The organism is Herbaspirillum sp. SJZ107 (assembly GCF_006715485.1).
Taxonomy (GTDB): Bacteria; Pseudomonadota; Gammaproteobacteria; order Burkholderiales; family Burkholderiaceae_D; genus Telluria.
Genome location: NZ_VFNH01000005.1, coordinates 172,030 through 194,850 on the forward strand (window position 1 = coordinate 172,030; position 22,821 = coordinate 194,850).

Genomic DNA, 22,821 nt, shown 5'->3' on the forward strand with positions numbered 1-22,821 from the left:
AACAGCCCACTCGCGTGGGCTGTTTTTTTATGCCGCATCCGGGCCAGGCTGGTTCAAGCGGCAGGTCCCCGCGCGGCACACGGCCCCGGGATCGGGCAGGAAGCGGCAGTCCGACAGTTCGCCGGAAGCGGCAATCTCCGCCAGGCGCTCCTGCCGGAACTGTTCGGCGAGCAGCGCCAGCGCGGCGCCATCGGTACACGCGCTCGACCAGGCCAGGTAAGCCTGCGGTCCGCCGCCCGGGCGCGCGCCGAGCGCCAGCGTGTGGCACTGGGCGGCGTCGGTGCAGGCGGCGTCGCCGACCAGGGCGCGGATGCGGGACAGCGTATCGCTGCTGGGCGGCTCAGGCGTCATCGAACCCGCCCAGCTTGTCGAGCGTGATCGGCAAATCGCGCACGCGCACGCCACAGGCATTGTAGATGGCGTTCGCGACCGCCGCGCTGGTGCCGGTGATCCCGATCTCTCCGATCCCGCGCGCGCCGACCGGGGCATGCGGATCGGGAATATCGGTCCACATGATGTCGATCTCCGGCACGTCCAGGTGCACCGGCACGTGGTACTCGGCCAGGCTCGGATTCATGATGCGGCCGTTGCGCTCGTCGAACTGGGTTTCCTCCATCAGCGCCATGCCCATCCCCATGATCATGCCGCCGCGGAACTGGCTGGTTGCCGTCTTCGGATTGATGACGCGGCCGCAGTCGAAGGCGCCCAGCAAGCGGGTGACGCGCGGCTCGCCAGTCACGACGTTGACGCGGGCTTCGCAGAAGATCGCGCCGAAGGAATGCATCGACCAGTGCATGTACTCCAGCGGCGGCGGCGCGCTGCCCTCGGCGCTGACGGCGTCGCGGCCGGCCTGCTCGAGCAGCGTGGCGTAGCTGGCGAAGCGGCCCGGCTCGTCCGCCTTGCACAGCCCGCTGTTGTGCGCGGCCACCTGTTCCGGCTTCAGGCCGTGCAGCGGCGATTCCTTGCCGGCCAGTGTCAGGAGTTCGTGGACCAGGGCGCGCTGCGCCTCGATGATGGCATGGCCGACAGAGGCCGTCTGCTGCGAGCCGCCGGCCAGGATCACACCCGGCAGGGTCGAGTCGCCATAGGCCACGCTGACGTTTTCGAGCGGCAGGCCGAGGCGCTCGGCCGCCACCATCGCATGCGTGGTCGAGGTGCCCATGCCCATCTCGTGCGCCGCGAATTCCACGCGCGCCCGTCCCTCCTTCGTGAGCGTGATGCGCGCGGCGCCGCCGGGCATGCGGTGGTACGGATAGGTGGCGGTGGCGCAGCCCATGCCGACCAGCCATTCGCCTTCGCGGCGCATGCGCGGCTTCGGCTGGCGCTCCAGCCAGCCGAAGCGCTCGGCGCCCATGCGCCAGGCCTCGACGATGTGGCGCGACGAGAACGGCGTGCCTTCGATCGGGTCTTTCGCGGGTTCGTTGGTGATGCGCAGCTCGACCGGATCGCGTTCCATCAGGGCGGCCAGTTCGTCTACCGCGCATTCGAGCGCAAAGGTGCCGACCGCCTCCCCCGGCGCGCGCATGAAGGTATTGGCCAGGCCGTCCATGCGCACGGTTTCGACGTCGAGCTTGAAGCTGGCGGCCCCATACAGGCATTTGGTCGCCAGGATGAAGGGTTCGGGGAAGTTGTTATGCGCCGCCATCGGCACCACGCCGGTGTGGATGATGGCGTCGAAATTGCCATCGCCATCGGCGCCGATGGCGACCCGCTGCTCGGTCAGCGTGCGGCCGCCCACGACGCGGTACACGCCCTCGCGCGACAGCATGATGCGCACCGGCCGTCCGGCCAGCTTCGACGCCGCCGCGGCCAGCACCTGGTGGCGCCACATCGCCTTGCCGCCGAAGCCGCCGCCGACAAATGGCGAGCTGACGTGCACCTGTTCCTCCTTCAGGCCGAAAACCTGCGCCATCGACCATGCCGTGTGCGCCACGGCCTGGGTCGCATCGTGGATACGCAGGGTGTCGCCCTCCCACGCCACCGTCGCCGCGTGCAGCTCGATCGCGTTGTGGTTGTAGCGCGGCGTCGTGTAGGTCGCGTCGACCTTGTACAGGGCATCGGCCAGCGCCCGCTCGGCATCGCCGACTTCCTTCTTGAGCGGTTCACCCATGAACGCGCCCGGCGCCGAACCCCTGGCCTTGGCCGCGTCCAGCGAGGTGACCGCGGCCTCGGTGAGCCAGGTCACGCGGATCAGCGACTTGGCATGGTCGGCCTGTTCCTGGGTCTCGGCCAGCACCAGCGCCACCGGCTGGCCGTTGTAGTGCACCCGGTCGTCCTGGAACACCGGCAAGCCTTCGCCGGCCGCCGCCTTTTCCGCCGTCAGGAACAGCGGCATCGGTTTCATCGTCGGCGCGTTCTTGTGGGTCATCACCAGCACCACGCCGGGCGCGCTTTCGGCGGCGGTGGTATCGAGCGTGGCGATGCGGCCTTTGGGCACCGTGCTGTAGACCAGGGCCGCATACGCCAGCCCCTCGAGCGGGAATTCGGCCGCGAACGGCGCCCTGCCCTGCACTTTATCCGCACCGTCCAGGCGCGAGACCGGCATGCCGATGTAGCCCTCGCGGTGCTCCAGCAGCGGGTCGGATTTCCCGCCCGGCATCCAGGCATCCGGCGCCAGCTCGACCGCCTTCTTCATGACCTGCTGCGCGGCTTCCTTGATGATGTTCATGGCTGTCTCCCGGTGAGGCTTTCCAGCACGGCGACAATGGTGCGCTGCGCGAGTGCGATCTTGAAGGCGTTGTCACGCAGCGGCCTGGCCGCGGCCAGTTCGGCCGCGGCGGCGGCGCGGAAGCTGTCGGTGCTGGCCGGCTGGCCCTTCAGGGCGTTTTCCGCAGTCCAGGCGCGCCAGGGTTTATGGGCGACGCCGCCCAGCGCCAGGCGCACGTCGCGCACCACGCCGCCGTCGACGTCGATGGCGGCCGCCACCGACACCAGCGCGAACGCATAGCTGGAACGGTCGCGCACCTTGCGGTAACTGGAATGGGCCGCGAACGGCAGCGCCGGCAATTCGACCGCGGTGACGAGTTCGCCCGGCGCCAGCACCGTGTCGAGTTCCGGGTGGTCTTCGGGCAGGCGGTGCAGGTCGGTCAGCGCCAGGCTGCGCGTGCCCTGCGGCCCGTCCAGGTGCACGATGGCGCCGAGCGCGGCCAGCGCCACGCACATGTCGGACGGGTGGGTGGCCACGCAGGCATCCGACGCACCGAGCACCGCATGGATGCGGTTGAAGCCGTCGATCGCGTCGCAGCCCTGGCCCGGCGCGCGCTTGTTGCAGCGCGCGCCGTCGTCGTCATAAAAATAGGTGCAGCGGGTGCGCTGCAGCAGGTTGCCGCCGACGGTCGCCATGTTGCGGATCTGGGCCGAAGCCCCGGCCACGATGGCGCGCGACAGCAGCGGATAGCGGGTGCGCACCGCCGGATGCTCGGCCAGCGCCGTGTTCCTGGCGGCGGCGCCGATCAGCAGGCTGCCGTCGGCGCGCTCCTCGATGGCGGTGGCGAGGCCGGTGACGTCGACCAGCGCCGCCGGGCGCTCGATCGTCTCGCGCATCAGGTCGACCAGATTGGTGCCGCCGCCGAGGTAGCGGGCGCCGGGCGCCGCGCCCAGCCGGATCGCCTCGGGTGCGTCGGCGGCGCGGGCAAAGGTGAAGGGGGTCATGGCGCCTCCCCGACGGTCTCGGTGATGGCGGCGACGATGCCGTTGTAGGCGCCGCAGCGGCACAGGTTGCCGCTCATGCGCTCGCGCACTTCGTCGTGGCTGAAGTCGATCGACGCGGCGGCGATGTCGGCGGTGACGTAGCTCGGCACGCCGCGCCGCAGTTCGGCCGCCATGCCGATCGCCGAACAGATCTGGCCGGGCGTGCAATAGCCGCACTGGAAGCCGTCGTGCTCGACGAAGGCCTGCTGCAGCGGGTGCAGGCCTTCGCTGCCGGCCAGGCCCTCGATCGAGGTGACCGAGCGGCCCGCATACTGCACCGCCAGCGCCAGGCAGGACAGGATGCGTTCGCCGTCGACCAGCACGGTGCAGGCGCCGCAGGCGCCCTGGTTGCAGCCCTTCTTGGTGCCGGACAGCTGCAGGTGCTCGCGCAGCAGGTCCAGCAGGGAAACGCGGGGGTCGTCGGGCAACGGCGTGGCGACGCCATTGATGGTGATGCTCGCGGGCAGGGGCATGACGTACGTCCTTTCGCTAGGGAAAAGCAGGAAACTTCGTGCTTTGACCGGACAGACACCCGGATTACCCTGGGGTTTTACGCAGTCCTTGACCCAGATCGGATGGACATCCTGTTATCAGAACCTGCAGCGCAAGCTCACGCCGACAGCCGGTTACGGCTGGGCGCCGCCTCATGGTAGCGCTTGTTGCCCCGCGCGACAATCAGAACGCCACCAGCGTCTTCAGGCCGAGCACCACCGCATCCGCGTTCTGCGCGCTGCCACCCGGATGCTTGATGAACTGCAGGTTCGGACGCACGCTCAGGGAAGGCAGCGGCGACCAGCTGTAGAACGCCTCGGCTGCCACTTCGTAGCCGTCGCTGACCACCACCGTCGCATTCGGATAAATGCGGTTATGGTTACGCTGGTAGCCGGCGTAGCGGCCATTGCCATGGGTGGCGCCGATGGCCAGACCGACCATGTCGCGCGCACGCTCGCCCACGCCCTTGAGTTCCATGCCGAGTGCCACCTGGCTGTCGGTGGCGGCCGTGAACTTGTCGGCCTGCGACGCATTCAGGAACACGGTGACGCCCCTGCCCCCGGCGGTGCCCGTCACCTGCTGCTGGAAGTTGATGTAGCCGCCGTAGGCGCCGCCGCGCTGCAGGGCGCCTACGTCGGTCGTGCCCAGTGGCCGGCGGTCCTGGTCCAGCATCAGGTCGGCGCTGTCCGAGGTGTTGTACCAGACCCCGACCTTGTAGCTGCCCGGCAGGCCCTTGACGCTCGGCAGCCAGTCGAATTCGACCGGGACCAGGGCGCCGGTGGTGCCGCGCGGATTGTTCGGGTACAGGCCCTGGTGCACGGCGTGGTCGTCGTCGAAATAGGCCGGATTGACCTGGTACACGCCGCCCGCCAGGTAGGTGTGCGCCGAGGTGTTCAGCCTGGCCACGCCGGCCCAGACGCTGACCGGCCAGTTGCCCCAGTAGCTGCCGACGATGTTGCCCGGCTGCGAACCGCAGAACGTCAGGTTCTGGAAGTCGCACGAGAAGCCGGCGAAGTCGCTGCCGATCGGCATGCGGCCGAATTTCAGCCGCAGCCGGTCGTCCAGCAGCGATTGCTGCAGGTAGAAATTGGTCAGGCGCCAGGTCTGGCCGCGGCCGTAGACTTCCTGCACCTGCTGGAAGGTGCCGAGGCCGGCGTCGCTGCTCAGATTGTGGCCGTTACGGTTGGTGATGTCGACGCGGAACCTGGCGCCCTGCCAGCCCCACAGCTTGCCCAGGTCCAGTGTGGAGCCGAACAGCCATTGGTCGCTGTTGCGGATTTTCTTGTCGTCGCCGCCCGACGTGTTGCCTGCGATTTCGGACACGTAGCCGAGGCGGAAGGTGACACCCTGTTCGGCCAGGCGGGTACGCTGGCCGTTCCAGTCGCCGAGCAGGTAGGGACTGCCGTCGAGGTCGGCCGCGGCGGCGGTGTGCGGCGCCAGCATGGCGGTCAGGACGGGGAAGAGAACGGCGACGGCCGAGGCCATCGGGGTGAGGCGCGAATGGATGTTCATGGTGCTTTCGATGCAGTAATGCGGCGGCCCTGCCGGTGTTGCGCAGGGCCGCCTTGATAACGAGGTGGGGTTGTTACTCGATGGGTGCTTATTTGTCCGGCAGGGCGAAGGCCACGACCTCGTCGCCCATGCTGGTGCCGAGCGAGCCGTGGCCGCCGGCCATCACCACCACGTATTGCTTGCCGGTCTTGTCGGACACGTAGCTCATCGGGGTGGCCTGGCCGCCGGCCGGCAGGCGCGCTTTCCACACCACCTTGCCGTTGCTGACGTCATAGCCGCGGATGTAGTAGTCGAGTGCGCTGCTGAGGAAGGTCACGCCGCCGCCGGTGGTCATCATGCCGCCCAGGCTGGGCACGCCCAGCGGCAGCGCGATCGGGACCGGTGCGCTGTCGCGGGTGGTGCCGTTCTTGTGCATCCAGACTTTCTTCATGGTCTTCAGGTCGACCGCGGCCACGTAGCCCCACGGCGGTGCCTGGCAAGGGAAGCCCAGTGGCGACAGGAAGGGCTTGATCTCGACCGCGAACGGGACGCCGCTCTGCGGCTGCAGGCCCATTTCGCCGCCGGTGCCGCCCTTGGCGTTGGCGAGTGCGCGCGGCACCAGGCGTTCCTGGAAGCCCATGTAGTCCGGATTGACGATCAGGATCTGGCGCACCGGATCGACGGTGGCGCCGCCCCATTCGAAGATGCCGAGCGGGCCCGGGGAAATGATCGCGCCCTTGCCCGGTTCGCCGACGGTCTGCGGCGTGAACGGACCCTGGTAGCGGTGGTTCTTGAAGATGATGCGGCAAGCCATCTGGTCGAACGGCGTGGTGCCCCACATGTCGGTTTCGCTGATGTTACGCTCGGGCAGGAAGCTCAGGGCCGAGAACGGCTGGGTCGGCGACACGTGGTCGCCGGCGGCGACGTGATCGGTCGGTACCGGCTTTTCCGGGGCCGGCACCACCAGCGAACCGTCGCGGCGGTCGATCACGAAGATGTTGCCGGTCTTGGTGGTCGCCACCAGCGACGGCACCTTGCCCTTCGGGGTATCGATGTCGACCAGGGTCGGCTGGCCGCCGATGTCCATGTCCCAGATGTCGTGGTGCACGGTCTGGTAGACCCACTTCAGCTTGCCGGTGGCCAGGTCCAGCGCCACGATGGCGCTGTTGAAGCGCTCGCCGTTCTTGTTGCGGCGGCCGCCCCAGGTGTCCGGCGTCTCGTTGCCCATCGGGATATAGACCATGCCCAGCTTTTCGTCGATGCTCGACACGCCCCAGGAATTGGGCGAGTTGCGGACGTAGGTTTCGCCTTCGGTCAGCGGATTGGTCTCGTCCGGACGGGCCGGGTCCCAGTTCCACACCAGCTTGCCGCTTACCGGGTCGTAGCCGCGGATCACGCCAGAAGGTTCGTCGGTCGACTCGTTGTCGGTCACGCTGGCCGCCATCACGACCATGTTCCGGGCGACCGCCGGCGGCGAGGTCGGCATCAGCATGCCGCGCCGTTTCACCGGATGGCCCTTGTACAGGTCGACGACGCCGTTGTCGCCGAAGGATTTGCAGGTCTCGCCGGTATCGGCATTGACGGCGATCAAGGTACCGTCCATGGTCGGCGCCAGGATGCGGCGCGGGCATTCCATGGTGGCGGCGTCAGCGCGCGGCGTGCTGCCCGGCGCCGGCGCGTTCGCGTCCCAGTAGGAGACGCCGCGGCAGATCATGTGCTGGTAGCCGGCGGCGTCGCGGTTGATCTTGGGATCGTGGCGCCAGATTTCCTTGCCGGTGTCCGGGTTCAGCGCGATCACGATATTGTGCGGCGTGCACATGTACAGCATGCCGTTCACCTTGATCGGCGTGACTTCGTTGGCGATTTCGCCCGGATCGGTGGGACCCTTGAAGTCGCCGGTATGGTAGCTCCACGCCTGCGTCAGGCGGCCGGCATTGGCCGGGGTGATCTGGGCGGCGGGCGTGTAGCGGTCGCCGTGGCCCGAGTGGCCGTAGGCGGACCAGTCGCCCGCCGCGACGCCGGCGGTGTCGGCCGCGCCGGTGGCGGCCATGTTCTGCTGCGGCATCTCGCCATGCAGGTCATGGTAATCCTGGCCCAGTGCGATCGCGCCGACCACCAGCGTGGCCGCGACCGATGCGAACAGGGCCTTGCGGCCGGCGTCGGCCCCTGCCGCTTCCTTGCCGAGACGGCGGTCGACGAAGGGCAGCAGCAGCCAGACGGCGGCGGCGAACCAGATATCCAGGCGCGGCAGCAGCTGCCACCAGTCGAATCTGACTTCGACGACGGACCAGACGATGGTGACGATCAGGACCAGGGACAGCAGGCCGAGCGCCGCGCGGCGTCCCCGGAACACCAGCACGCCCGTCGCGGCCAGGCCGAGACCGGCCAGCAGGTAGTACAGCGAGCCACCCAGGCTCGCGAGATAGGCGCCACCGCACAGCAGCACGACGCCGAGAACAACGAAAACCGATCCGGTAACAGCCAGTAACGGCCCGGACCTTGATGAAGTAGACACGGAATTCCTATGGGAAGCTTATTACGGTTGCTATCATAGGCCGCTGGACATAATATGTAAACCGCACGGTTTCGTAAATATATTGAAACACGCGCCTTGCCAGACTCTGCATAGGGGAGACCATGAACAACACAGAACGGCCCAAAGTAGGCCGTCCCATCAGTAATACACCTGAACAATTGCTGGACCGCTTGGTCCAGGCGGCGGTCGACATCCTGAACGAACAGGCCGCCGACGCCGACCTCAGCGTGGCCCAGGTGGCGCAGCGCGCCAAGGTGTCCAAGAAAACCGTGTACACCGTCGTGCCCAGCAAGGAGCAGCTGATCGGCCACGTGATCCGCCACGGTGCCCAGGTCGCCACCACCATGCTGGATGCCCCCGTGGCCGACACGGCCGGTGCGCGCGCGGTGCTCGCATCCTTCCTGAACGAGTGGGTCAGCTTCGCCTGCGGCCCCCAGGCGGTGGGGGCGTATGTGATCGCCATCCGCGAGCGCAGCCGCTACCCGGCGATCGGCGAAGCCTATTACCGCAGCCGCAACGAACACGGGTTGCAGCAGCTCGCCGCCTGGCTGAAGCGGATGCAGGACAAGGACTTCTGCCCGGCCGCCGATCCCGTCATGACGGCCGACCTGGTGCTGACCATGGCCTCGGCCGAGCGCCAACGCGTGCTCGCGCTCGGCATGGACGAGCCGTTCACGCCCGAGGAGCAGGCGCGGCGCATCGAGGCGATCCTGCGCTTCATCTTTTGCGAACGCACCAAGTGAACCGGGACGCTGGCGGGCACGTTTTCGGACGAGGCGGCATAATCGCCGGGTCGCGCCACCCCGGCGCCTGTCTCGAAAGCACATGATGATCAAGCTCAGCGTAATGTATCCCTACCGTCCGGATGCCCACTTCAACCACGCGTATTACCGCGACGTGCACATGCCCCTGCTCAAGGAACGCATGGGCGGCTACTGCAATTCCTACAGCATCGATAAAGGCGTGAGCGGCGTCGCTCCCGGCAGCGCGCCCGCCTATATCGCCATGTGCCACGTGTATTGCGATTCGATCGACGCGCTCATGACCGGCATCGGGCCGCATGCGGCGGAACTCGCCGCCGACATCGCCAATTTCACCAACGTGACGCCGGTGCAGCAGATCAGCGAAGTCGTGGCCTAAGAGCGCCTAACAAGACCTCCAGGGCAAGGCGCAGCGTCGAAGACAGTACGCTAGTACGGCGAGACGATGCAACGCCGCCATGGAGGTTTTGTTTGGCGCTCTAAAAGGTGAGGCTGGCTTTCAGGCCGATGATGAAGGCATTGCTGTTGCGGGTCGTCCCGCCGGGATGCAGGATGTATTGCAGGTTCGGACGCAGGTAGATCGAGGTCGCCGGCACCCACGAGTAATACACCTCGCCCACGTATTCGTAGCTGCGGCCCGCGACCACATCCTGGCCGGTGCGGCCATTGTCCTGCGCCACGGCATCTGCGAAGCGCGGGTTGCTGTGGGTGGCACCGATGGCCACGCCGACCGTGTCCTTCACCCTGCCCTCGAACGGTTCGCGCAGCAGCACCCCCAGCGTCAGCTGGCGGTCCAGGCGCGCCGTCTTGCGGTCGGCCTGGGTAAAGTTGAGGAACAGCGTCGCGCCGCGGCCGTCGGCGACGCCGCTCACCTGCTGCTGCAGGCTGAAGTAGCCGCCGTACTGCCCCTTGCGCTGGAGCGCGTCGAGGCCGGTGAGGCCGCGCGGGTTGCGGTTCACGTCCAGGTACAAATCGTCGCCGTCCGAGGTGTTGTACCAGAGGCCGGCCATGTAGACGCCGGGCAGGCCGTGCCAGCGCGGCTGCCAGCCCGCCTCCAGCGGCATCAGCGCGCCGGTGGTGCCGCCCGGGATATTGGGTGCCCAGCCGTTGCGGCGCTGATACCGGTCGTCCACATACTTCGGGCTGACCTGGTAGGCACCGAACTGGACGTAGCTGTCCACCGTCGGGTGGTACTTGAGGCGCACGCCCCAGCGGCTGGTCGGCCAGTTGACCCAGTAGTCGCCCACCAGGTTGCCCGGCTGCGCGCCGCAGAAGCTCAGGTTCTGGAAGAAACAGGAAAAACTGAAGAAATCCTCGCCCATGGTCAGGCGGCCGAACTTGACCTGGAGGCGGTCGTCGAGCAGCTTCTGGTCCAGCCATAGCTGCGTCAGGTGCCAGGTCTGGCCGCGGCCCCAGACTTCCTGGATCAGCTGGCTGTTGCCGATGCCGGCGTCGGCGCCGAGGTCCTTGCCGTTGCGGTCGGTCATGGTGAACTGGAAGGTGCCGCCATGCCAGCCCCAGCCCTTGTCGAGATCCAGCGTGGTGCCGAAGGTCCATTGGTCGTATAGCGCGTCAGGTGGCGGGTGCCGCCGCTGGCGTTATGGGCCAGTTCGGTGCCGTAACCGAAATTGAAGTCGATGCCGCGCTCGGCCAGCCGGGTGCGCTCGCCGCCCCAGTCGCCCAGCAGCCAGGGCCGGGTTGCGAGGTCCTGCGCGTGGGCGTGGGTGGCGCCCAGCGACGCCGCGGCAAGGATACCGAGCCTGGCCAGTAGATGTCTGGCCAATGCGTGCCTGTCATGCGTAGCCATGGTCGGAAGCTGGTGCCAGCGGGTCTTCACATGACAGGTTGGAGTGCCTCGCAGCCCGAGAGTTCAGATTCAGGGCAGCGCGTAGGCAATCACATAGTCGCCCATCCTGGTGCCGAAGGAGCCGTGTCCGCCCGCGGCGATCACGACATACTGCTTGCCGTCCACCGCATAGCTCATCGGCGTGGCCTGGCCGCCGGCCGGCAGGCGTGCCTGCCACAGCAGCCTGCCGTTGTTGACGTCGAAGGCGCGCAGGTAGTAATCCGCGGTCGCGCTGATGAAGGCGACGCCGCCGGCCGTCACGATCGGGCCGCCCAGCATCGGCATGCCCATCCTGAACGGCAGCGGGACCGGCGCGCTGTCGCGCACCGTGCCGATGCGCTGTTTCCAGACGATGCGATTGGTCTTCAGGTCGATCGCCGCCATGTAGCCCCAGGCCGGCTGCTTGCATGGCAGGCCGATGGGCGAAAGAAAAGGATTCAGCGTCACGCCGAACGGCACCCCGTATTGCGTCTGCAGGCCCAGTTCGGAGCCGCCGCTTTTCGTGCCCGGCTTTGGCTCCACCGGATTGTCGGGGCCGCGCGGCACCAGGGTCGAGACGAACGGCAGCGCGATCGGGTTGGCGATGGCGATGTGGCGGTCGGTGTCGACGGCGAGGCCGCCCCATTCGAACATGCCGAGGTTGCCGGGGAAGACCAGCGTGCCCTGGGTCGAGGGCGGCGTGAAGATGCCTTCGTAGCGCAGCCGGTGGAAGATGATGCGGCACACCAGCTGGTCGTAGATGGTGGCGCCCCACATGTCGGCGCCGCTGAGCGGCTGCGACGGACGGAAGGTAAGCTCGGAAAACGGCTGGGTCGGCGAAGTACGGTCGCCGGGTGCGGCGCCCTGCGGCACCGGCCGTTCGGGCGCGGGCACGACCAGGGCGCCGTTGCGGCGGTCGAGCACGAACAGGTTGCCGGTCTTGGTCGGCGCGTACACGACCGGCACGATGGCACCGTCCTTGGCGGGAATATCGGCCAGCGTCGGCTGCGACGGCAGGTCCATGTCCCACAGGTCATGGTGGACGGTCTGGTAGAACCAGGCCAGCTTGCCGGTCGTGGCGTGCAGTGCCAGCAGGCCGTTGGCGTAGCGCTCCTGCACCGGCGTGCGGTTGCCGCCCCAGATGTCCGGCGTGCCCACGCCCATCGGCACGTAGACGATGTCGAGCGCCTTGTCGTAGGCGGCCGGCGCCCAGGCGTTCGGCGAATTCCAGGTGTAGTGCTCGCCCGGACCCGGAATCCGGTTCGGGTCCGGCGCCGCCGGATCGAAGGCCCACAGCAAGGCGCCGCTGCGAACGTCGTAGCCGCGGATCACGCCCGAGGGTTCGCGCGTCGAGTAGTTGTCTTCGACCGAGCCGGCCACCACGATCACCCTGTCGGTCACGATCGGCGGCGAGGTGGGCATGTACATGTTGCGTGGCTGGTTACTCACCGGCATACCAAGCTGCAGGTCGAGTTCGCCGCGGTCGGCAAAATCGCTGCAGCGGGCGCCGGTGAGCGCATCGAGCGCGTACAGGTGGCCGTTGTTGACCGGCAGGATGATGCGGCGCGTGCAGGCGGCAGCGGCGCCGTCGCTGGCGGGGGCGCCGGCCCCGAGATCGACGTAGGAGACGCCGCGGCAGGTAACGTGCTGGAAGGTCGGATCGGTCTTCAGGCCGGGATCGAATTTCCATTTCAGCGTCCCGGTCCGGGCATCGAGCGCGAACACGATCTGGTGCGGCGAACACAGGTACAGCAGGTTGCCGACCTTGATCGGCGTGACCTCGTCGGTGATCTCGACCGGATCGTTCGGCCCCTTCATGTCGCCGGTGCGGAAGGTCCAGGCCACCTGCAGGTTCTTCACGTTGTCGGGCGTGATCTGCGGCAGCGGCGCATAGCGCGTGCCTCCCTGCGTGCGGCCGTAGGCCGGCCATTCGGAAGCGGCGATGCCGTCCGCCGCCACCGCGCCGGTACGCATGCCGGCGGCCGCCGGCGCGGCAAAGCCGCCGTTCACGGTTTGCGGGTCGTTGAAGCCTGCATACACCAGCACGCCGGCCCACAGCACGAGCGCGCCCAGCAGCGGGAACCGGTCCAGCCCCGGCGCCGCGCGGCGCCAGTATGCGAGCAGCAGCCACACGCCGAACATGACCAGCACACCCGAGCGCGGCGCCAGCGCCCAGAAGTCGGGGCCGGCTTCCCACAGCGACCAGATCGCCGTACCGGCCAGCAGCAGCGCATACAGCCCCAGTGCGCCCGGCCTGCGGCGCACCAGCAGCCACGCCACGCCCAGCAGGACGACGCCGGCCACGACGTAATATACCGATCCGCCCAGCGCCAGCAGCCATGCGCCGCCGGCCAGCAGATACAGTCCCGTCAGCGCGGCGAACCATAGGCTGACCACGCCGACCCACCCCATCGAATCCGTTTCCCTGGACATGCTGACCTCGAACTGTCGTTGCGTCGCGGACGGTTGCTGGCACGGTCGGGCATGGTTTCGGCGGCGCGCGAAGCATGCGAATCGGGTCAGAATATACGGCGTACGCAAAATCCAGCGCGCCGCACGCGGACCGGACCCGGCACAAGACCGCCAGCCGCGCCCGACAATAGTGCGCCGGCGTTCGGCGATATGCGGCAGAATGCCCGATTGAATACGCCTGCATTCCATGTTGAACGATCCGATCTTCGCCGCTGCCTTCGATCATTCTCCGATCGGCCAGTACCTGCTGGCGCCGACGGCCAGGCTCGACATCCTTGCGGTCAACGACGCCTTTTTGCGCTCGGTATCGCGCCGCCGCGAAGATGTGCTCGGCCGTCCCCTGTTCGAGGTGTTTCCCAACAATCCCGACGACCCCAACGACGTCGGCGTGCAGTCGCTGGCCGCGTCGATCGCCACCGCCATCGCCACCCGCAGCAGCCAGAGCATGGCCGCGCAGTACTATCCGATCGAGATGCACAAGGACGGTCGCAGCTGGTTCCAGGACATGTACTGGAGCGCCACCAACACGCCGGTGTACGGCGCCGACGGCACCCTGCTGTGCATTTCGCACACGACGATCGACATCACCGCCCAGGTGCTGGCCGAACAGGCGCTCGAGACGAGCCGCCAGGAAGCCCTGGTGAGCGCACGCAAGGCAGAGGCGGCGCGCGCCTACCTGGCGGGCGTGCTGAGCGCGGCGCCGGTAGGCGTGCTGGTGGTCGCCCGCGACCACACCGTCCTGCACCGGAATCCCGCGCACGAAGCCTTGTTCGGCGCCGGCTACTTTTACGACGACGGCCGCATCGATTTCCCCGCCATGCACGGCTGGTTCATCGACGATACGCAGGAGGGCCGGCGCATCGGCCCCGGCGAATGGCCGCTGGCCCGCGCGCTGGCCGGCGACACCGTCGACCGCTGCCTGTTGAAGGTACTGGTGCCCGGCTCGGCATCCGACTGCAGGATACTGCTGGTGTCGTCGGCGCCCATCCTCGACGATGCCGGCCAGCTGGTCGGCGCGGTGGCGGTGTCGATGGACATCGAAGCGCGCGTCCGTGCCGAGGAGAGCCTCAGGGAAGCGGACCGCCGCAAGGACGAATTCCTGGCCATGCTGGCCCACGAACTGCGCAATCCGCTGGCACCGATCGGCGCCGCCGCCCTGCTGCGCAGCCGCGGCGAGGACGAGCAGCTGCGCAGCATCGGCACCGTCATCTCGCGCCAGGTGGTGCACATGAGCGGCCTGATCGACGAGTTGCTCGACGTCGCCCGCGTGACGCGCGGCCTGATCACGCTCGACCGGGTGACGCTTGACGCCAGCCAGGTCGTGGCCGAAGCGCTGGAACAGGCCCGTCCCGGCATCGAGGCGCGCCGCCACGCCCTGCGCCTCAGCCAGCCGGCGCAGCCGGCGTATGTGTCGGGCGACCACAAGCGCCTGGTGCAGGTGCTGGCCAACCTGCTGCACAATGCCGCCAAGTTCACGCCCGAAGGCGGCACCATCGAGGTCGACCTGGCGGCCGAAGCGGATGCGGTCACGCTCACCATCGCCGACGACGGCCTCGGCATGACGCCCGAACTGCTGGCGCGGGCCTTCGAGCTGTTTGCCCAGGGCGACCATACCCTCGACCGTTCGCAGGGCGGCCTCGGTATCGGCCTGGCGCTGGTCCAGAGCCTGGTGACGCTGCACGGCGGCAGCGTGCGCGCCGACAGCGACGGGCCGGGCCGGGGATCGCGCTTCACGATCCGCCTGCCGCGCATCGAGGCGGCGGCTGCCGTGCCGCCCGGCGAAGCGCAGCCGCTGCTGGACGAGGCAACCGGCACGCTGTCGATCCTGCTGGTCGACGACAACGAGGATGCGGTGATGATGCTGGACATGCTGCTGTCCGCGCTCGGGTACCGGGTCGCCAGCACCTCGAGCGCGCGCGACGGCCTGCGCCGCGCCGAGGCCGAGGCGCCGGACGTCTGCATCCTGGATATCGGCCTGCCCGACCTCGACGGCTTCGCGCTGGCGCGCGCCCTGCGCGCCGGCGAGCGCACCCGGCACGCGACCCTGATCGGCCTCTCGGGCTACGGCCAGGATGCGGACCGGGCCAAGGCCTTCGAGGCCGGTTTCGACCAGTACTACGTGAAACCGGTGGATGCCGAAGCCCTGGCCGCCGCGCTGGCCAGGCTGGCTGCCAAGGCAGGCTAGAGCAGGAAACCGCCGTCCGCGGACGCCGGCGCCAGCCCCTCGTCCGCCGATTCGTCCTTCAGCGCGACCCCGGTCAGGCCGCGCCGGCATGCCTGCGCCAGCAGGTAGTGCAGCTTTGCCGCCGCCGCCTCGTGTCCGAGCCCGGCCGCGCGCACGTTCGAGACGCAGTTGCGGCTCTCGTCGGTCAGCCCCACGCGCGGCGCCCAGGTCAGGTACAGGCCCATGCTGTCGGGCGAACTGAGGCCGGGACGCTCGCCGATCAGCACCAGCACCGCGCGCGCACCGAGCACCTCGCCGGCCTCGTCGCCGACCGCCACCCGCCCCTGCTCGACGATGACCACCGGCGCCAGCGTCCAGCCTTCCTGTTGCACACGCGGCAGCAAGGCGCGCAGGAAGGGCAGCGCATTGCGTTCGATCGCCAGCGCCGACAGGCCGTCGGCCACCACGATGGCCAGGTCGCAGCCGGATGCCCCACCGTGCTGCGCCTGCAGGGCCGCGCGCGCCGCCGGATCCAGCCGGCGGCCGAGGTCGGGGCGCTGCAGGTAGACCTGGCGGCTGCCTGCAGCGCTGTGCAGGGCGATATCGGTTAGTTGCAATTTGGCGAGCCCCCGACGCAGTGCTGCCACATCCAGTGCCTGGTGCACGGCGTCGCGCGCCTGGGCGTGGGCCAGCTGGAAGTCGAGCTGGGATGCGGTCGGCTGGCTGACGCCGGCGCGCCCCAGGGCGATGCGGGCGGCGGTGAAGCGGCGCAGCCCCTGCCAGGGGTTGTCGATGACGGTCGGGTCGGTCATGGCATCTCCTCGATTCAGGAAAGACGCAGGCGCTGCAGCGCCGGCTGGAAGGCCGGCGGCACGCCCTGCCCCGGCCGGTCGTAGCGTTCGGCGATCTGCATCGTGCGCAGCCAGTCCTCGAATTCCGGCGCCGGCCGCAAGCCGAGTACGCGGCGCGCGTACAGGGCATCGTGGAAGGACGTGGTCTGGTAATTCAGCATGATGTCGTCGGCGCCCGGCACGCCCATCACATAGGTGCAGCCGGCCACGCCCAGCATGGTCAGGAGCACGTCCATGTCGTCCTGGTCGGCCTCGGCGTGGTTGGTGTAGCAGACGTCGACGCCCATCGGCAGGCCGAGCAGCTTGCCGCAGAAATGGTCTTCCAGGCCGGCGCGCGCGATCTGCTTGCCGTCGTACAGGTATTCCGGCCCGATGAAGCCGACCACGCTGTTCACCAGCAGCGGCTTGTATGCCCGCGCCACCGCGTAGGCGCGCGCCTCGCAGGTCTGCTGGTCGACGCCGTGGTGGGCGCCTGCCGACAGCGCGCTGCCCTGGCCGGTCTCGAAGTACATCACGTTGTCGCCCACGGTGCCGCGCCCGAGCGCCAGCGCCGCCTCATGGGCCTCGGCCAGCAGCGCCAGGTCGATGCCGAAACTGCGGTTGGCCGCCTCGGTGCCGGCGATCGACTGGAACACCAGGTCGACCGGCGCCCCGCGCTCGATCGCGGCCAGCGTGTTGGTGACGTGGGTCAGCACGCAGCTCTGGGTCGGGATGCGGTAGCGGGCGATGACTTCGTCCAGCATGCCCAGGATGCGCACCACCTGCGGCACATTGTCTGTGGCGGGATTGATGCCGATGACGGCGTCGCCGCTGCCGTACAGCAGGCCGTCGAGCAGGCTGGCGGCGATGCCGGACGCGTCGTCCAGCGGGTGGTTCGGCTGCAGCCGGGTCGACAGCGTGCCGGCCAGGCCGATCGTGTTGCGAAAGCGCGTGACGACGCGGCATTTTCTCGCCACCAGCACCAGGTCCTGGATGCGCATGATCTTGGACACGGCCGCCGCCATCTCCGGCGTGATGCCGGGTGCCAGCGCGGCCAGCGTCGCCTCGTCGGCGGCGTCGCCCAGCAGCCAGTTGCGGAAGTCGCCGACGGTGAGATGGGCGACCGGCTGGAAGGCCGCCGCGTCGTGGCCGTCGACGATCAGGCGCGTGACCTCGTCGTCCTCGTAGGGCACCACGGCTTCGTTCAGGAAGGTGCGCAAGGGCAGCGCGGCCAGCGCCATCTGGGCCGCCACGCGCTCTTCGCTGCTGCCGGCCGCCAGGCCGGCCAGGTGGTCGCCCGAGCGCGCCGGACTGGCCTTGGCCAGCAGCGTGCGCAGGTCGGCGAAGGCGTAGGTGCGGCTGCCTATCGTATGGGTGGTTCGGCTCATGGCATTCCCCTTTTCCTCATTGTAGGCCGCCGCGGCCGCCGGTGCCCGTCCGTTGCGTTGCCGGGTCAGGCGGTCTCGGCCCCGGCCTGCGCCGCCCGCTTGCCGCGCCCGAGCAGGAACACCAGGTAGCCGAGCGCCAGCAGCGCCGCGTACACGCAAAAGATCAGGAAGTTGTAATAGACCATGGTGACCAGGCAGACCACGGCCGCGAACAGCGCGAACCCCGGCAGCCACGGATACAGCGGCGTACGGAACGGGCGCGCCATGCCAGGTGCCGTGCGGCGCAGCTTGAACAGGCTCAGCATGCTGACGATGTACATCGTGATGGCGCCGAACACCGACAGGGTGACGATGTTCGCGGTCAGGGTCTGGCCGCCGAACCGGACCAGGCCGTCGCTGAAGATGGCGGCGATGCCGACCGCGCCGCCGGCCAGGATGGCGCGGTGCGGGGTGCGGAAGCGCGGATGGATGCGCGCCAGGAAGCGCGGCAGGAAGCCTTCGCGCGCCAGGGCGAAGATCTGGCGCGAATAGCCGAGGATGATGCCGTGGAAGGACGCCACCAGGCCGAACAGGCCCAGCCACACCAGCATGTGCAGCCAGTTGCTGTCGGCGCCGACGATGCCCTTCATGGCCTGCGGCAGCGGGTCGTTGATGTTGGCCAGCCGGGTCCAGTCGCCGGCCCCGCCCGCGAACACCATCACGCCGATCGCCAGCGCCACCAGGGTCAGGATGCCGCTGACGTAGGCGATCGGAATCGAGCGCCGTGGATTTTTCGCTTCCTCCGCCGCCATCGCCACGCCCTCGATCGCGAGGAAGAACCAGATCGCGAACGGGACCGCCGCCAGCATGCCCGGGATCGCCGCCGCCCCGAAGCGGTCCTGGCCGGCCCAGCCGCCGCGCACGAAGTTGGCTATCGAGAAGCCCGGCGCCACCACGCCCATGAACACCAGCAGCTCGCCGATCGCCAGCACCGTCATCAACAGCTCGAACGAGGCCGCCAGCTGCACGCCGACGATATTCAGCGTCATGAAGACCAGGTAGGCACCGACCGCAGCCAGCTTGGGGTCGAGGGCCGGGAACTGGACGTTCAGGTAGGCACCGATGGCCAGGGCGATGGCGGGCGGCGCGAACACGAATTCGAACAGGGTGGCGGCCCCGGCCAGGTAAGCGCCGCCGGGACCGAAGGCGGCCTTGCTGTACGCGAAAGGACCGCCGGCCTGGGGAATGGCGGTGGTCAGTTCCGTAAAGCTGAAGATGAAGCAGGTGTACATCAGCGCGATGAAAAGCGCGGTCACGGTAAACCCGAGCGTGCCGGCCGAGGCCCAGCCATAACTCCAGCCGAAATACTCGCCGGAGATGACCAGGCCGACCGCGATGCCCCAGAGCTGCAGGGTCCCGAGCGTCTGCTTCAGTGCCGGCGCCGTCGCCGCCGTGGTGGGTGTCGTCATGTCGCGTTGTCCTCTCGGGTCGGGCCTGCGCTGCGCTGCGTGGTATGTAACCTGCTGCAATGCCAGTGTAAGGAGACGCGGCGGGTTGCGTTAGTGGAAAGTGGCAATCGTGGCCCAACCCTGTGGTACCGCTGCCTCATCCGGGTGCCCAAAGCGGCGAAAACACCCTAGAATAGTTGACTCACGGAATCACACTCACCTTCAGAACCTTATGCTCCCGGAAACCTTTCTCTTTGCAGCCCCCGGCGTCGTCGCCGCGACCCTCGTCGCCGCCCTGTTCGGCTTGCTGATCGGCAGCTTCCTGAACGTGGTGGTGTACCGCCTGCCGATCATGCGCCAGCGCGAATTCGACAACTACATCGCGCACGAGGCCGGCAAGGAATTGCCGCACCAGGACCGCTTCAACCTGATGGTGCCGCGCTCGCGCTGCCCGCACTGCGGCCACCAGATCGGCGCGCTGGAAAACATCCCGGTGATCAGCTGGCTGGTCTTGCGCGGCAAGTGCAGCCAGTGCAAGGCGCCGATTTCGCCGCGTTACCCGGTCGTCGAGGCGGTGACGGGCGCGCTGTCGGCGGCCGTGGTCTGGCATTTTGGCAGCGGCTGGGTCGGCCTGGCGGGCCTGGTATTCACTTACCTGTTGATCGCGATGACGCTGATCGACTACGACCACAAGGAATTGCCGGACGAGCTGACCCTGCCGCTGCTGTGGATCGGCCTGCTGCTGAACCTGAACGGCGACGGCATCGTGCCGCTGCGCGACGCCGTGATCGGCGCCGTGGCCGGCTACCTGGCGCTGTGGTCGGTGTACTGGCTGTTCAAACTGGTCACCGGCAAGGAAGGCATGGGCTACGGCGACTTCAAGCTGCTGGCCGCGCTGGGCGCCTGGATGGGCTGGGCGATGCTGCCGACCATCATCATCCTGTCGTCGGTGGTCGGCGCCGTGGTCGGCCTGAGCCTGATCGTGTTCCGCGGCCGATCGCGTGACAATCCGATTCCTTTCGGACCCTACCTGGCGGGGGCTGGTATGATCGCACTCTTCTACGGCACCCCGCTCACGCGCTTCGCGCAGGGCTACCTGCAGCCCTGACCTTGCGCCGGGCCGGACACACATGACACCAGGCCCAGTTTCCCCCACCTTCACGGTCGGTCTCACCGGCGGCATCGGCTGCGGCAAGACCACGGTCGCCGACCTGTTCGCCGCGCGCGGCGCGTCCATCGTCGACACCGACCAGATCGCCCACGCCCTCACCGCGCCGCACGGCGCCGCCATGCCGGCCCTGCTGGACGAATTCGGCGCCGGCTTCGCCACGCCGGAGGGCGCGCTCGACCGCGCCAAGATGCGCGCCCTGGTATTCGCCGACCCCGGCGCCCGCGCGCGCCTGGAAGCCATCCTGCACCCGCGCATCCGTGCAGCGACCGCCGCCGCCGCCCTGGTGGCGACCGGACCCTACGTCATCTTCGTGGTGCCGCTCCTGATCGAATCGGGCAGCTGGCGCGAGCGCGTGACGCGCATCCTCGCGATCGACTGCCCGGAAGCCACCCAGGTGGCGCGCGTGATGGCCAGGAACGGCCTGGACGAAGCCCAGGTGCGCGCCATCATGGCGGCCCAGGTCTCGCACCCCGAGCGCCTGGCGGCCGCCGACGACGTCATCCTGAACGATGCCGGGGTCGAGGCCCTGCTGCCCCAGGTCGAACGCCTGCATGCCGAATATCTTGCCGAAGCGGCAAGATTGAACGGTTTGCCGAACGGACGTTTGTAATTTTGGCCACGATGGTTCAGAATCATGGGGTTGCCTGCCAGCCTATATTCAAAGGAATGTCATTTTGATCGTCTACGAATACCCATTCAACGAGCGGATTCGCACGTTGTTGCGGCTGGAGGACCTGTACGATAAATTCAAATTCTTTGTCGCCCAGGAGCATCCGCTGCAGCACCACGTGGCGCTCGCGACGATCTTCGACATGCTGGAAGTGGCCGGCCGCGCCGACCTCAAGTCCGACCTGCTGCAGGAACTGGAGCGCCAGAAGCAAAGCCTGCTGAACTATCGCAGCAATCCCAACGTCGCCACCGACATGCTGGATGCCGTGCTGGCCGAACTCGACGCCGTCAGCACGGCGCTGGTCGGCGCCCAGGGCAAGACCGGCCAGAACGTGCGCGACAACGAATGGCTGATGAGCATCCGCGGCCGTACCATCATCCCCGGCGGGGCCTGCGAATTCGACCTGCCCTCCTATTACGCCTGGCAAAAGCGCCCGGCCGCGCAGCGCCATGCCGACATCATCGGCTGGTTCGCGCCGCTGGCGCCGCTGTTCGACGCGCTGTCGCTGGTGCTGCGCCTGTTGCGCAATTCGGGCGGCCCGGTCAAGATGATCGCGGTGTCCGGCAGCTACCAGCAGATGTTGCAGGGCAAGGTCTACCAGATGCTGCGCCTGTCGATGGACGACAGCATGGGGGCGATTCCCGAAATCTCGGCCAACAAGTATATGCTGTGGGTACGCTTCACCACCCAGGGCGGCGACCTGAAACCGAAGCCGCTGGAAGAAGACGTGCCCTTCGAGCTCACGCTCTGCAATTTCTGAACCTTACTTTTTACGTAATTCATTGTCATGACCGTCGTATCCTGTCCAACCTGCGGCAACCAAGTGGAATGGACGCCCGCAAACAAATACCGTCCGTTCTGCTCGGAGCGCTGCAAGCAAATCGACCTGGGCGCCTGGGCCGAAGAGAAATACACGATCCCGGGCACCGCGCCGGGCGAATCCAAGGACGACTCCGTCCCCGACCAGTAAGCCTTCCCTTGCAGGAGGTTTGAAATGCCTCTCGTCACCCTCACCGTGCGCAAGCCGAAAAGCGCCGAGTTCAAATCCAAGGTGCTCGACGCCGTGCACGCCAGCCTGGTCTCGACCGGCATCCCCGATACCGACAAGTTCCAGCGCGTGCTGGAACTCGATGCCGACGATTTCCGCTTCGATCCCGGCTACCCGGACGTGGCCGGCGCGCGCAACGACGATTTCGTCCTGATCGAGATCCTGTGGTCGGTCGGGCGCAGCGTGAAGATCAAGAAGAAGCTGCTGCTCGAATTGATGGACCGGCTGCGCGCGGCGGGGCTGGATCCGGAGAACGTGATGGTGGCATTCAAGGAAACCGCCTGGGAGAACTGGGCATTCGCGGGCGGGCGGATCCTGCATACGTGAAAAGGCTGGCCCTGGCCGCGATCCGCGCTTACCAGCGCTGGCTGTCGCCCTTGAAGGGCTTTTCCTGTGCTTTCCGCGTGTGGAGCGGGGCCGAGAGCTGCTCGGCCTATGGCTACCGCGTGATCGAGCGTTTCGGGCTGCGTTGCGGCCTCGGGCTGCTGGACCGGCGGCTGGCGCTGTGCGGGCACATGCACCGGCGTACACAGGCGGCCCGGGTACCGGCACCGCCCCATCCGCTGCGGCACCGGCAGCAGGGTTTCTGCGACGCGCCCTGCGACGTGCCGGCCTGCGACCTGCCTTCCTGCCATCTGCCGTCCTGCCACGGATCGTCCGCGGCCTGCGACACGGCCGGCAACGTGCTGGATGTGCTGGACGTATGCAATTGCGGTTGCGACACGGGCAATTGCGGGCGCTCGCGCCGCAACGAGGTAACACCGGGCCGCAGTGCGCAGATGGATGCGATTGCCGAGCGTACGCGCGAACAGCAGGCGCGCCGGCGGCGGGAGATGCAGGAACGGCGCGAGTGATG

General features: G+C 68.0%; 19 protein-coding genes and 1 pseudogene. 9 read left to right on the forward strand and 11 right to left on the reverse strand.

What is annotated here, in order from left to right:
- Positions 1 to 27 precede the first annotated feature (27 nt).
- The 6 genes from FBX97_RS26445 to FBX97_RS26470 form a co-directional block, all read right to left on the reverse strand.
- Positions 28 to 351, reverse strand: a complete 324-nt coding sequence (locus FBX97_RS26445) for a hypothetical protein (protein ID WP_141838412.1) — start codon at positions 349 to 351, stop codon at positions 28 to 30.
- Entirely contained in the window at positions 341 to 2,668 is a 2,328-nt protein-coding gene (locus FBX97_RS26450) for a xanthine dehydrogenase family protein molybdopterin-binding subunit (RefSeq protein ID WP_141838414.1), read from the reverse strand. The genes FBX97_RS26445 and FBX97_RS26450 overlap by 11 nt, the downstream gene beginning before the upstream one ends.
- Entirely contained in the window at positions 2,665 to 3,651 is a 987-nt protein-coding gene (locus FBX97_RS26455; RefSeq protein WP_141838416.1) for a xanthine dehydrogenase family protein subunit M, read from the reverse strand. The genes FBX97_RS26450 and FBX97_RS26455 overlap by 4 nt, the downstream gene beginning before the upstream one ends.
- Positions 3,648 to 4,163: a 2Fe-2S iron-sulfur cluster-binding protein gene (locus tag FBX97_RS26460; protein ID WP_141838418.1), complete on the reverse strand. Its 516-nt coding sequence runs from the start codon at positions 4,161 to 4,163 to the stop codon at positions 3,648 to 3,650. Before FBX97_RS26460 ends, FBX97_RS26455 begins: the two co-directional genes overlap by 4 nt.
- A gap of 202 nt (positions 4,164 to 4,365) precedes the next feature.
- Entirely contained in the window at positions 4,366 to 5,694 is a 1,329-nt protein-coding gene (locus tag FBX97_RS26465; RefSeq protein WP_255517650.1) for a carbohydrate porin, read from the reverse strand.
- Between the two features lie 88 nt (positions 5,695 to 5,782).
- On the reverse strand, positions 5,783 to 8,188 hold the full coding sequence (locus FBX97_RS26470) for a membrane-bound PQQ-dependent dehydrogenase, glucose/quinate/shikimate family (RefSeq protein ID WP_141838420.1): 2,406 nt from the start codon (positions 8,186 to 8,188) through the stop codon (positions 5,783 to 5,785).
- 179 nt (positions 8,189 to 8,367) lie between these two features.
- Between FBX97_RS26470 and FBX97_RS26475 the strand changes: the two genes are divergently transcribed.
- Together FBX97_RS26475 and FBX97_RS26480 are read left to right on the forward strand one after the other, a co-directional pair.
- On the forward strand, positions 8,368 to 8,952 hold the full coding sequence (locus tag FBX97_RS26475) for a TetR/AcrR family transcriptional regulator (RefSeq protein WP_185748766.1): 585 nt from the start codon (positions 8,368 to 8,370) through the stop codon (positions 8,950 to 8,952).
- A gap of 85 nt (positions 8,953 to 9,037) precedes the next feature.
- Positions 9,038 to 9,349 carry an EthD family reductase gene (locus FBX97_RS26480; RefSeq protein WP_141838971.1) on the forward strand — a complete coding sequence of 104 codons (312 nt, stop codon included), beginning with the start codon at positions 9,038 to 9,040 and terminating at the stop codon, positions 9,347 to 9,349.
- A 100-nt stretch (positions 9,350 to 9,449) separates the two neighbouring features.
- Here FBX97_RS26480 and FBX97_RS26485 read toward each other — a convergent pair.
- Both FBX97_RS26485 and FBX97_RS26490 read right to left on the reverse strand, forming a co-directional pair.
- A pseudogene (locus FBX97_RS26485) lies at positions 9,450 to 10,777 on the reverse strand (carbohydrate porin).
- Between the two features lie 69 nt (positions 10,778 to 10,846).
- The gene (locus FBX97_RS26490) at positions 10,847 to 13,228 is read right to left on the reverse strand and encodes a membrane-bound PQQ-dependent dehydrogenase, glucose/quinate/shikimate family (protein ID WP_141838424.1); all 2,382 of its coding nucleotides are present in this window, start codon (positions 13,226 to 13,228) and stop codon (positions 10,847 to 10,849) included.
- A gap of 226 nt (positions 13,229 to 13,454) precedes the next feature.
- On the opposite strand from FBX97_RS26490, the gene FBX97_RS26495 reads away from it, so the two are divergent.
- Positions 13,455 to 15,452 carry an ATP-binding protein gene (locus FBX97_RS26495; protein WP_141838426.1) on the forward strand — a complete coding sequence of 666 codons (1,998 nt, stop codon included), beginning with the start codon at positions 13,455 to 13,457 and terminating at the stop codon, positions 15,450 to 15,452.
- Here FBX97_RS26495 and eutC read toward each other — a convergent pair.
- From eutC to eat, 3 genes are all read right to left on the reverse strand, one after another.
- Positions 15,449 to 16,243, reverse strand: coding sequence for an ethanolamine ammonia-lyase subunit EutC (eutC, locus tag FBX97_RS26500; protein WP_141838428.1), 795 nt, complete (start codon positions 16,241 to 16,243; stop codon positions 15,449 to 15,451). The two genes, FBX97_RS26495 and eutC, sit on opposite strands and share 4 nt — an antisense overlap.
- Before the next feature lie 14 nt (positions 16,244 to 16,257).
- Positions 16,258 to 17,649 (reverse strand): ethanolamine ammonia-lyase subunit EutB, encoded by a 1,392-nt coding sequence (locus FBX97_RS26505; protein ID WP_141838430.1) that lies wholly within the window; start codon positions 17,647 to 17,649, stop codon positions 16,258 to 16,260.
- Between the two features lie 65 nt (positions 17,650 to 17,714).
- Positions 17,715 to 19,097: an ethanolamine permease gene (gene eat / locus FBX97_RS26510; RefSeq protein ID WP_141838432.1), complete on the reverse strand. Its 1,383-nt coding sequence runs from the start codon at positions 19,095 to 19,097 to the stop codon at positions 17,715 to 17,717.
- A 211-nt stretch (positions 19,098 to 19,308) separates the two neighbouring features.
- Between eat and FBX97_RS26515 the strand changes: the two genes are divergently transcribed.
- The 6 genes from FBX97_RS26515 (at position 19,309) to yidD (ending at position 22,819) form a co-directional block, all read left to right on the forward strand.
- Positions 19,309 to 20,184: an A24 family peptidase gene (locus FBX97_RS26515; protein WP_141838434.1), complete on the forward strand. Its 876-nt coding sequence runs from the start codon at positions 19,309 to 19,311 to the stop codon at positions 20,182 to 20,184.
- A gap of 22 nt (positions 20,185 to 20,206) precedes the next feature.
- Positions 20,207 to 20,857 carry a dephospho-CoA kinase gene (gene coaE, locus FBX97_RS26520; RefSeq protein WP_141838436.1) on the forward strand — a complete coding sequence of 217 codons (651 nt, stop codon included), beginning with the start codon at positions 20,207 to 20,209 and terminating at the stop codon, positions 20,855 to 20,857.
- 64 nt (positions 20,858 to 20,921) lie between these two features.
- Positions 20,922 to 21,677: a cell division protein ZapD gene (gene zapD / locus FBX97_RS26525; protein ID WP_141838438.1), complete on the forward strand. Its 756-nt coding sequence runs from the start codon at positions 20,922 to 20,924 to the stop codon at positions 21,675 to 21,677.
- 27 nt (positions 21,678 to 21,704) lie between these two features.
- The gene (gene yacG / locus FBX97_RS26530) at positions 21,705 to 21,887 is read left to right on the forward strand and encodes a DNA gyrase inhibitor YacG (RefSeq protein WP_141838440.1); all 183 of its coding nucleotides are present in this window, start codon (positions 21,705 to 21,707) and stop codon (positions 21,885 to 21,887) included.
- A gap of 24 nt (positions 21,888 to 21,911) precedes the next feature.
- A complete protein-coding gene (locus FBX97_RS26535; RefSeq protein WP_141838442.1) occupies positions 21,912 to 22,292 on the forward strand; it encodes a tautomerase family protein in 381 nt (126 codons plus the stop codon).
- The gene (gene yidD, locus FBX97_RS26540; RefSeq protein ID WP_141838444.1) at positions 22,289 to 22,819 is read left to right on the forward strand and encodes a membrane protein insertion efficiency factor YidD; all 531 of its coding nucleotides are present in this window, start codon (positions 22,289 to 22,291) and stop codon (positions 22,817 to 22,819) included. The genes FBX97_RS26535 and yidD overlap by 4 nt, the downstream gene beginning before the upstream one ends.
- Positions 22,820 to 22,821: the final 2 nt, after the last annotated feature.

What these genes read in the sequence shown, in the direction of transcription:
- FBX97_RS26490 (WP_141838424.1), bottom strand. Translation starts at nt 13,228, where the DNA reads ATGTCCAGGGAAACGGATTCGATGGGGTGGGTCGGCGTGGTCAGCCTA.
- FBX97_RS26465 (WP_255517650.1), bottom strand. Translation starts at nt 5,694, where the DNA reads ATGAACATCCATTCGCGCCTCACCCCGATGGCCTCGGCCGTCGCCGTT.
- FBX97_RS26495 (WP_141838426.1), top strand. Translation starts at nt 13,455, where the DNA reads ATGTTGAACGATCCGATCTTCGCCGCTGCCTTCGATCATTCTCCGATC.
- FBX97_RS26480 (WP_141838971.1), top strand. Translation starts at nt 9,038, where the DNA reads ATGATCAAGCTCAGCGTAATGTATCCCTACCGTCCGGATGCCCACTTC.
- FBX97_RS26535 (WP_141838442.1), top strand. Translation starts at nt 21,912, where the DNA reads ATGCCTCTCGTCACCCTCACCGTGCGCAAGCCGAAAAGCGCCGAGTTC.
- FBX97_RS26455 (WP_141838416.1), bottom strand. Translation starts at nt 3,651, where the DNA reads ATGACCCCCTTCACCTTTGCCCGCGCCGCCGACGCACCCGAGGCGATC.
- eat (WP_141838432.1), bottom strand. Translation starts at nt 19,097, where the DNA reads ATGACGACACCCACCACGGCGGCGACGGCGCCGGCACTGAAGCAGACG.
- FBX97_RS26450 (WP_141838414.1), bottom strand. Translation starts at nt 2,668, where the DNA reads ATGAACATCATCAAGGAAGCCGCGCAGCAGGTCATGAAGAAGGCGGTC.
- yacG (WP_141838440.1), top strand. Translation starts at nt 21,705, where the DNA reads ATGACCGTCGTATCCTGTCCAACCTGCGGCAACCAAGTGGAATGGACG.
- coaE (WP_141838436.1), top strand. Translation starts at nt 20,207, where the DNA reads ATGACACCAGGCCCAGTTTCCCCCACCTTCACGGTCGGTCTCACCGGC.
- FBX97_RS26460 (WP_141838418.1), bottom strand. Translation starts at nt 4,163, where the DNA reads ATGCCCCTGCCCGCGAGCATCACCATCAATGGCGTCGCCACGCCGTTG.
- FBX97_RS26515 (WP_141838434.1), top strand. Translation starts at nt 19,309, where the DNA reads ATGCTCCCGGAAACCTTTCTCTTTGCAGCCCCCGGCGTCGTCGCCGCG.
- eutC (WP_141838428.1), bottom strand. Translation starts at nt 16,243, where the DNA reads ATGACCGACCCGACCGTCATCGACAACCCCTGGCAGGGGCTGCGCCGC.
- FBX97_RS26505 (WP_141838430.1), bottom strand. Translation starts at nt 17,649, where the DNA reads ATGAGCCGAACCACCCATACGATAGGCAGCCGCACCTACGCCTTCGCC.
- FBX97_RS26445 (WP_141838412.1), bottom strand. Translation starts at nt 351, where the DNA reads ATGACGCCTGAGCCGCCCAGCAGCGATACGCTGTCCCGCATCCGCGCC.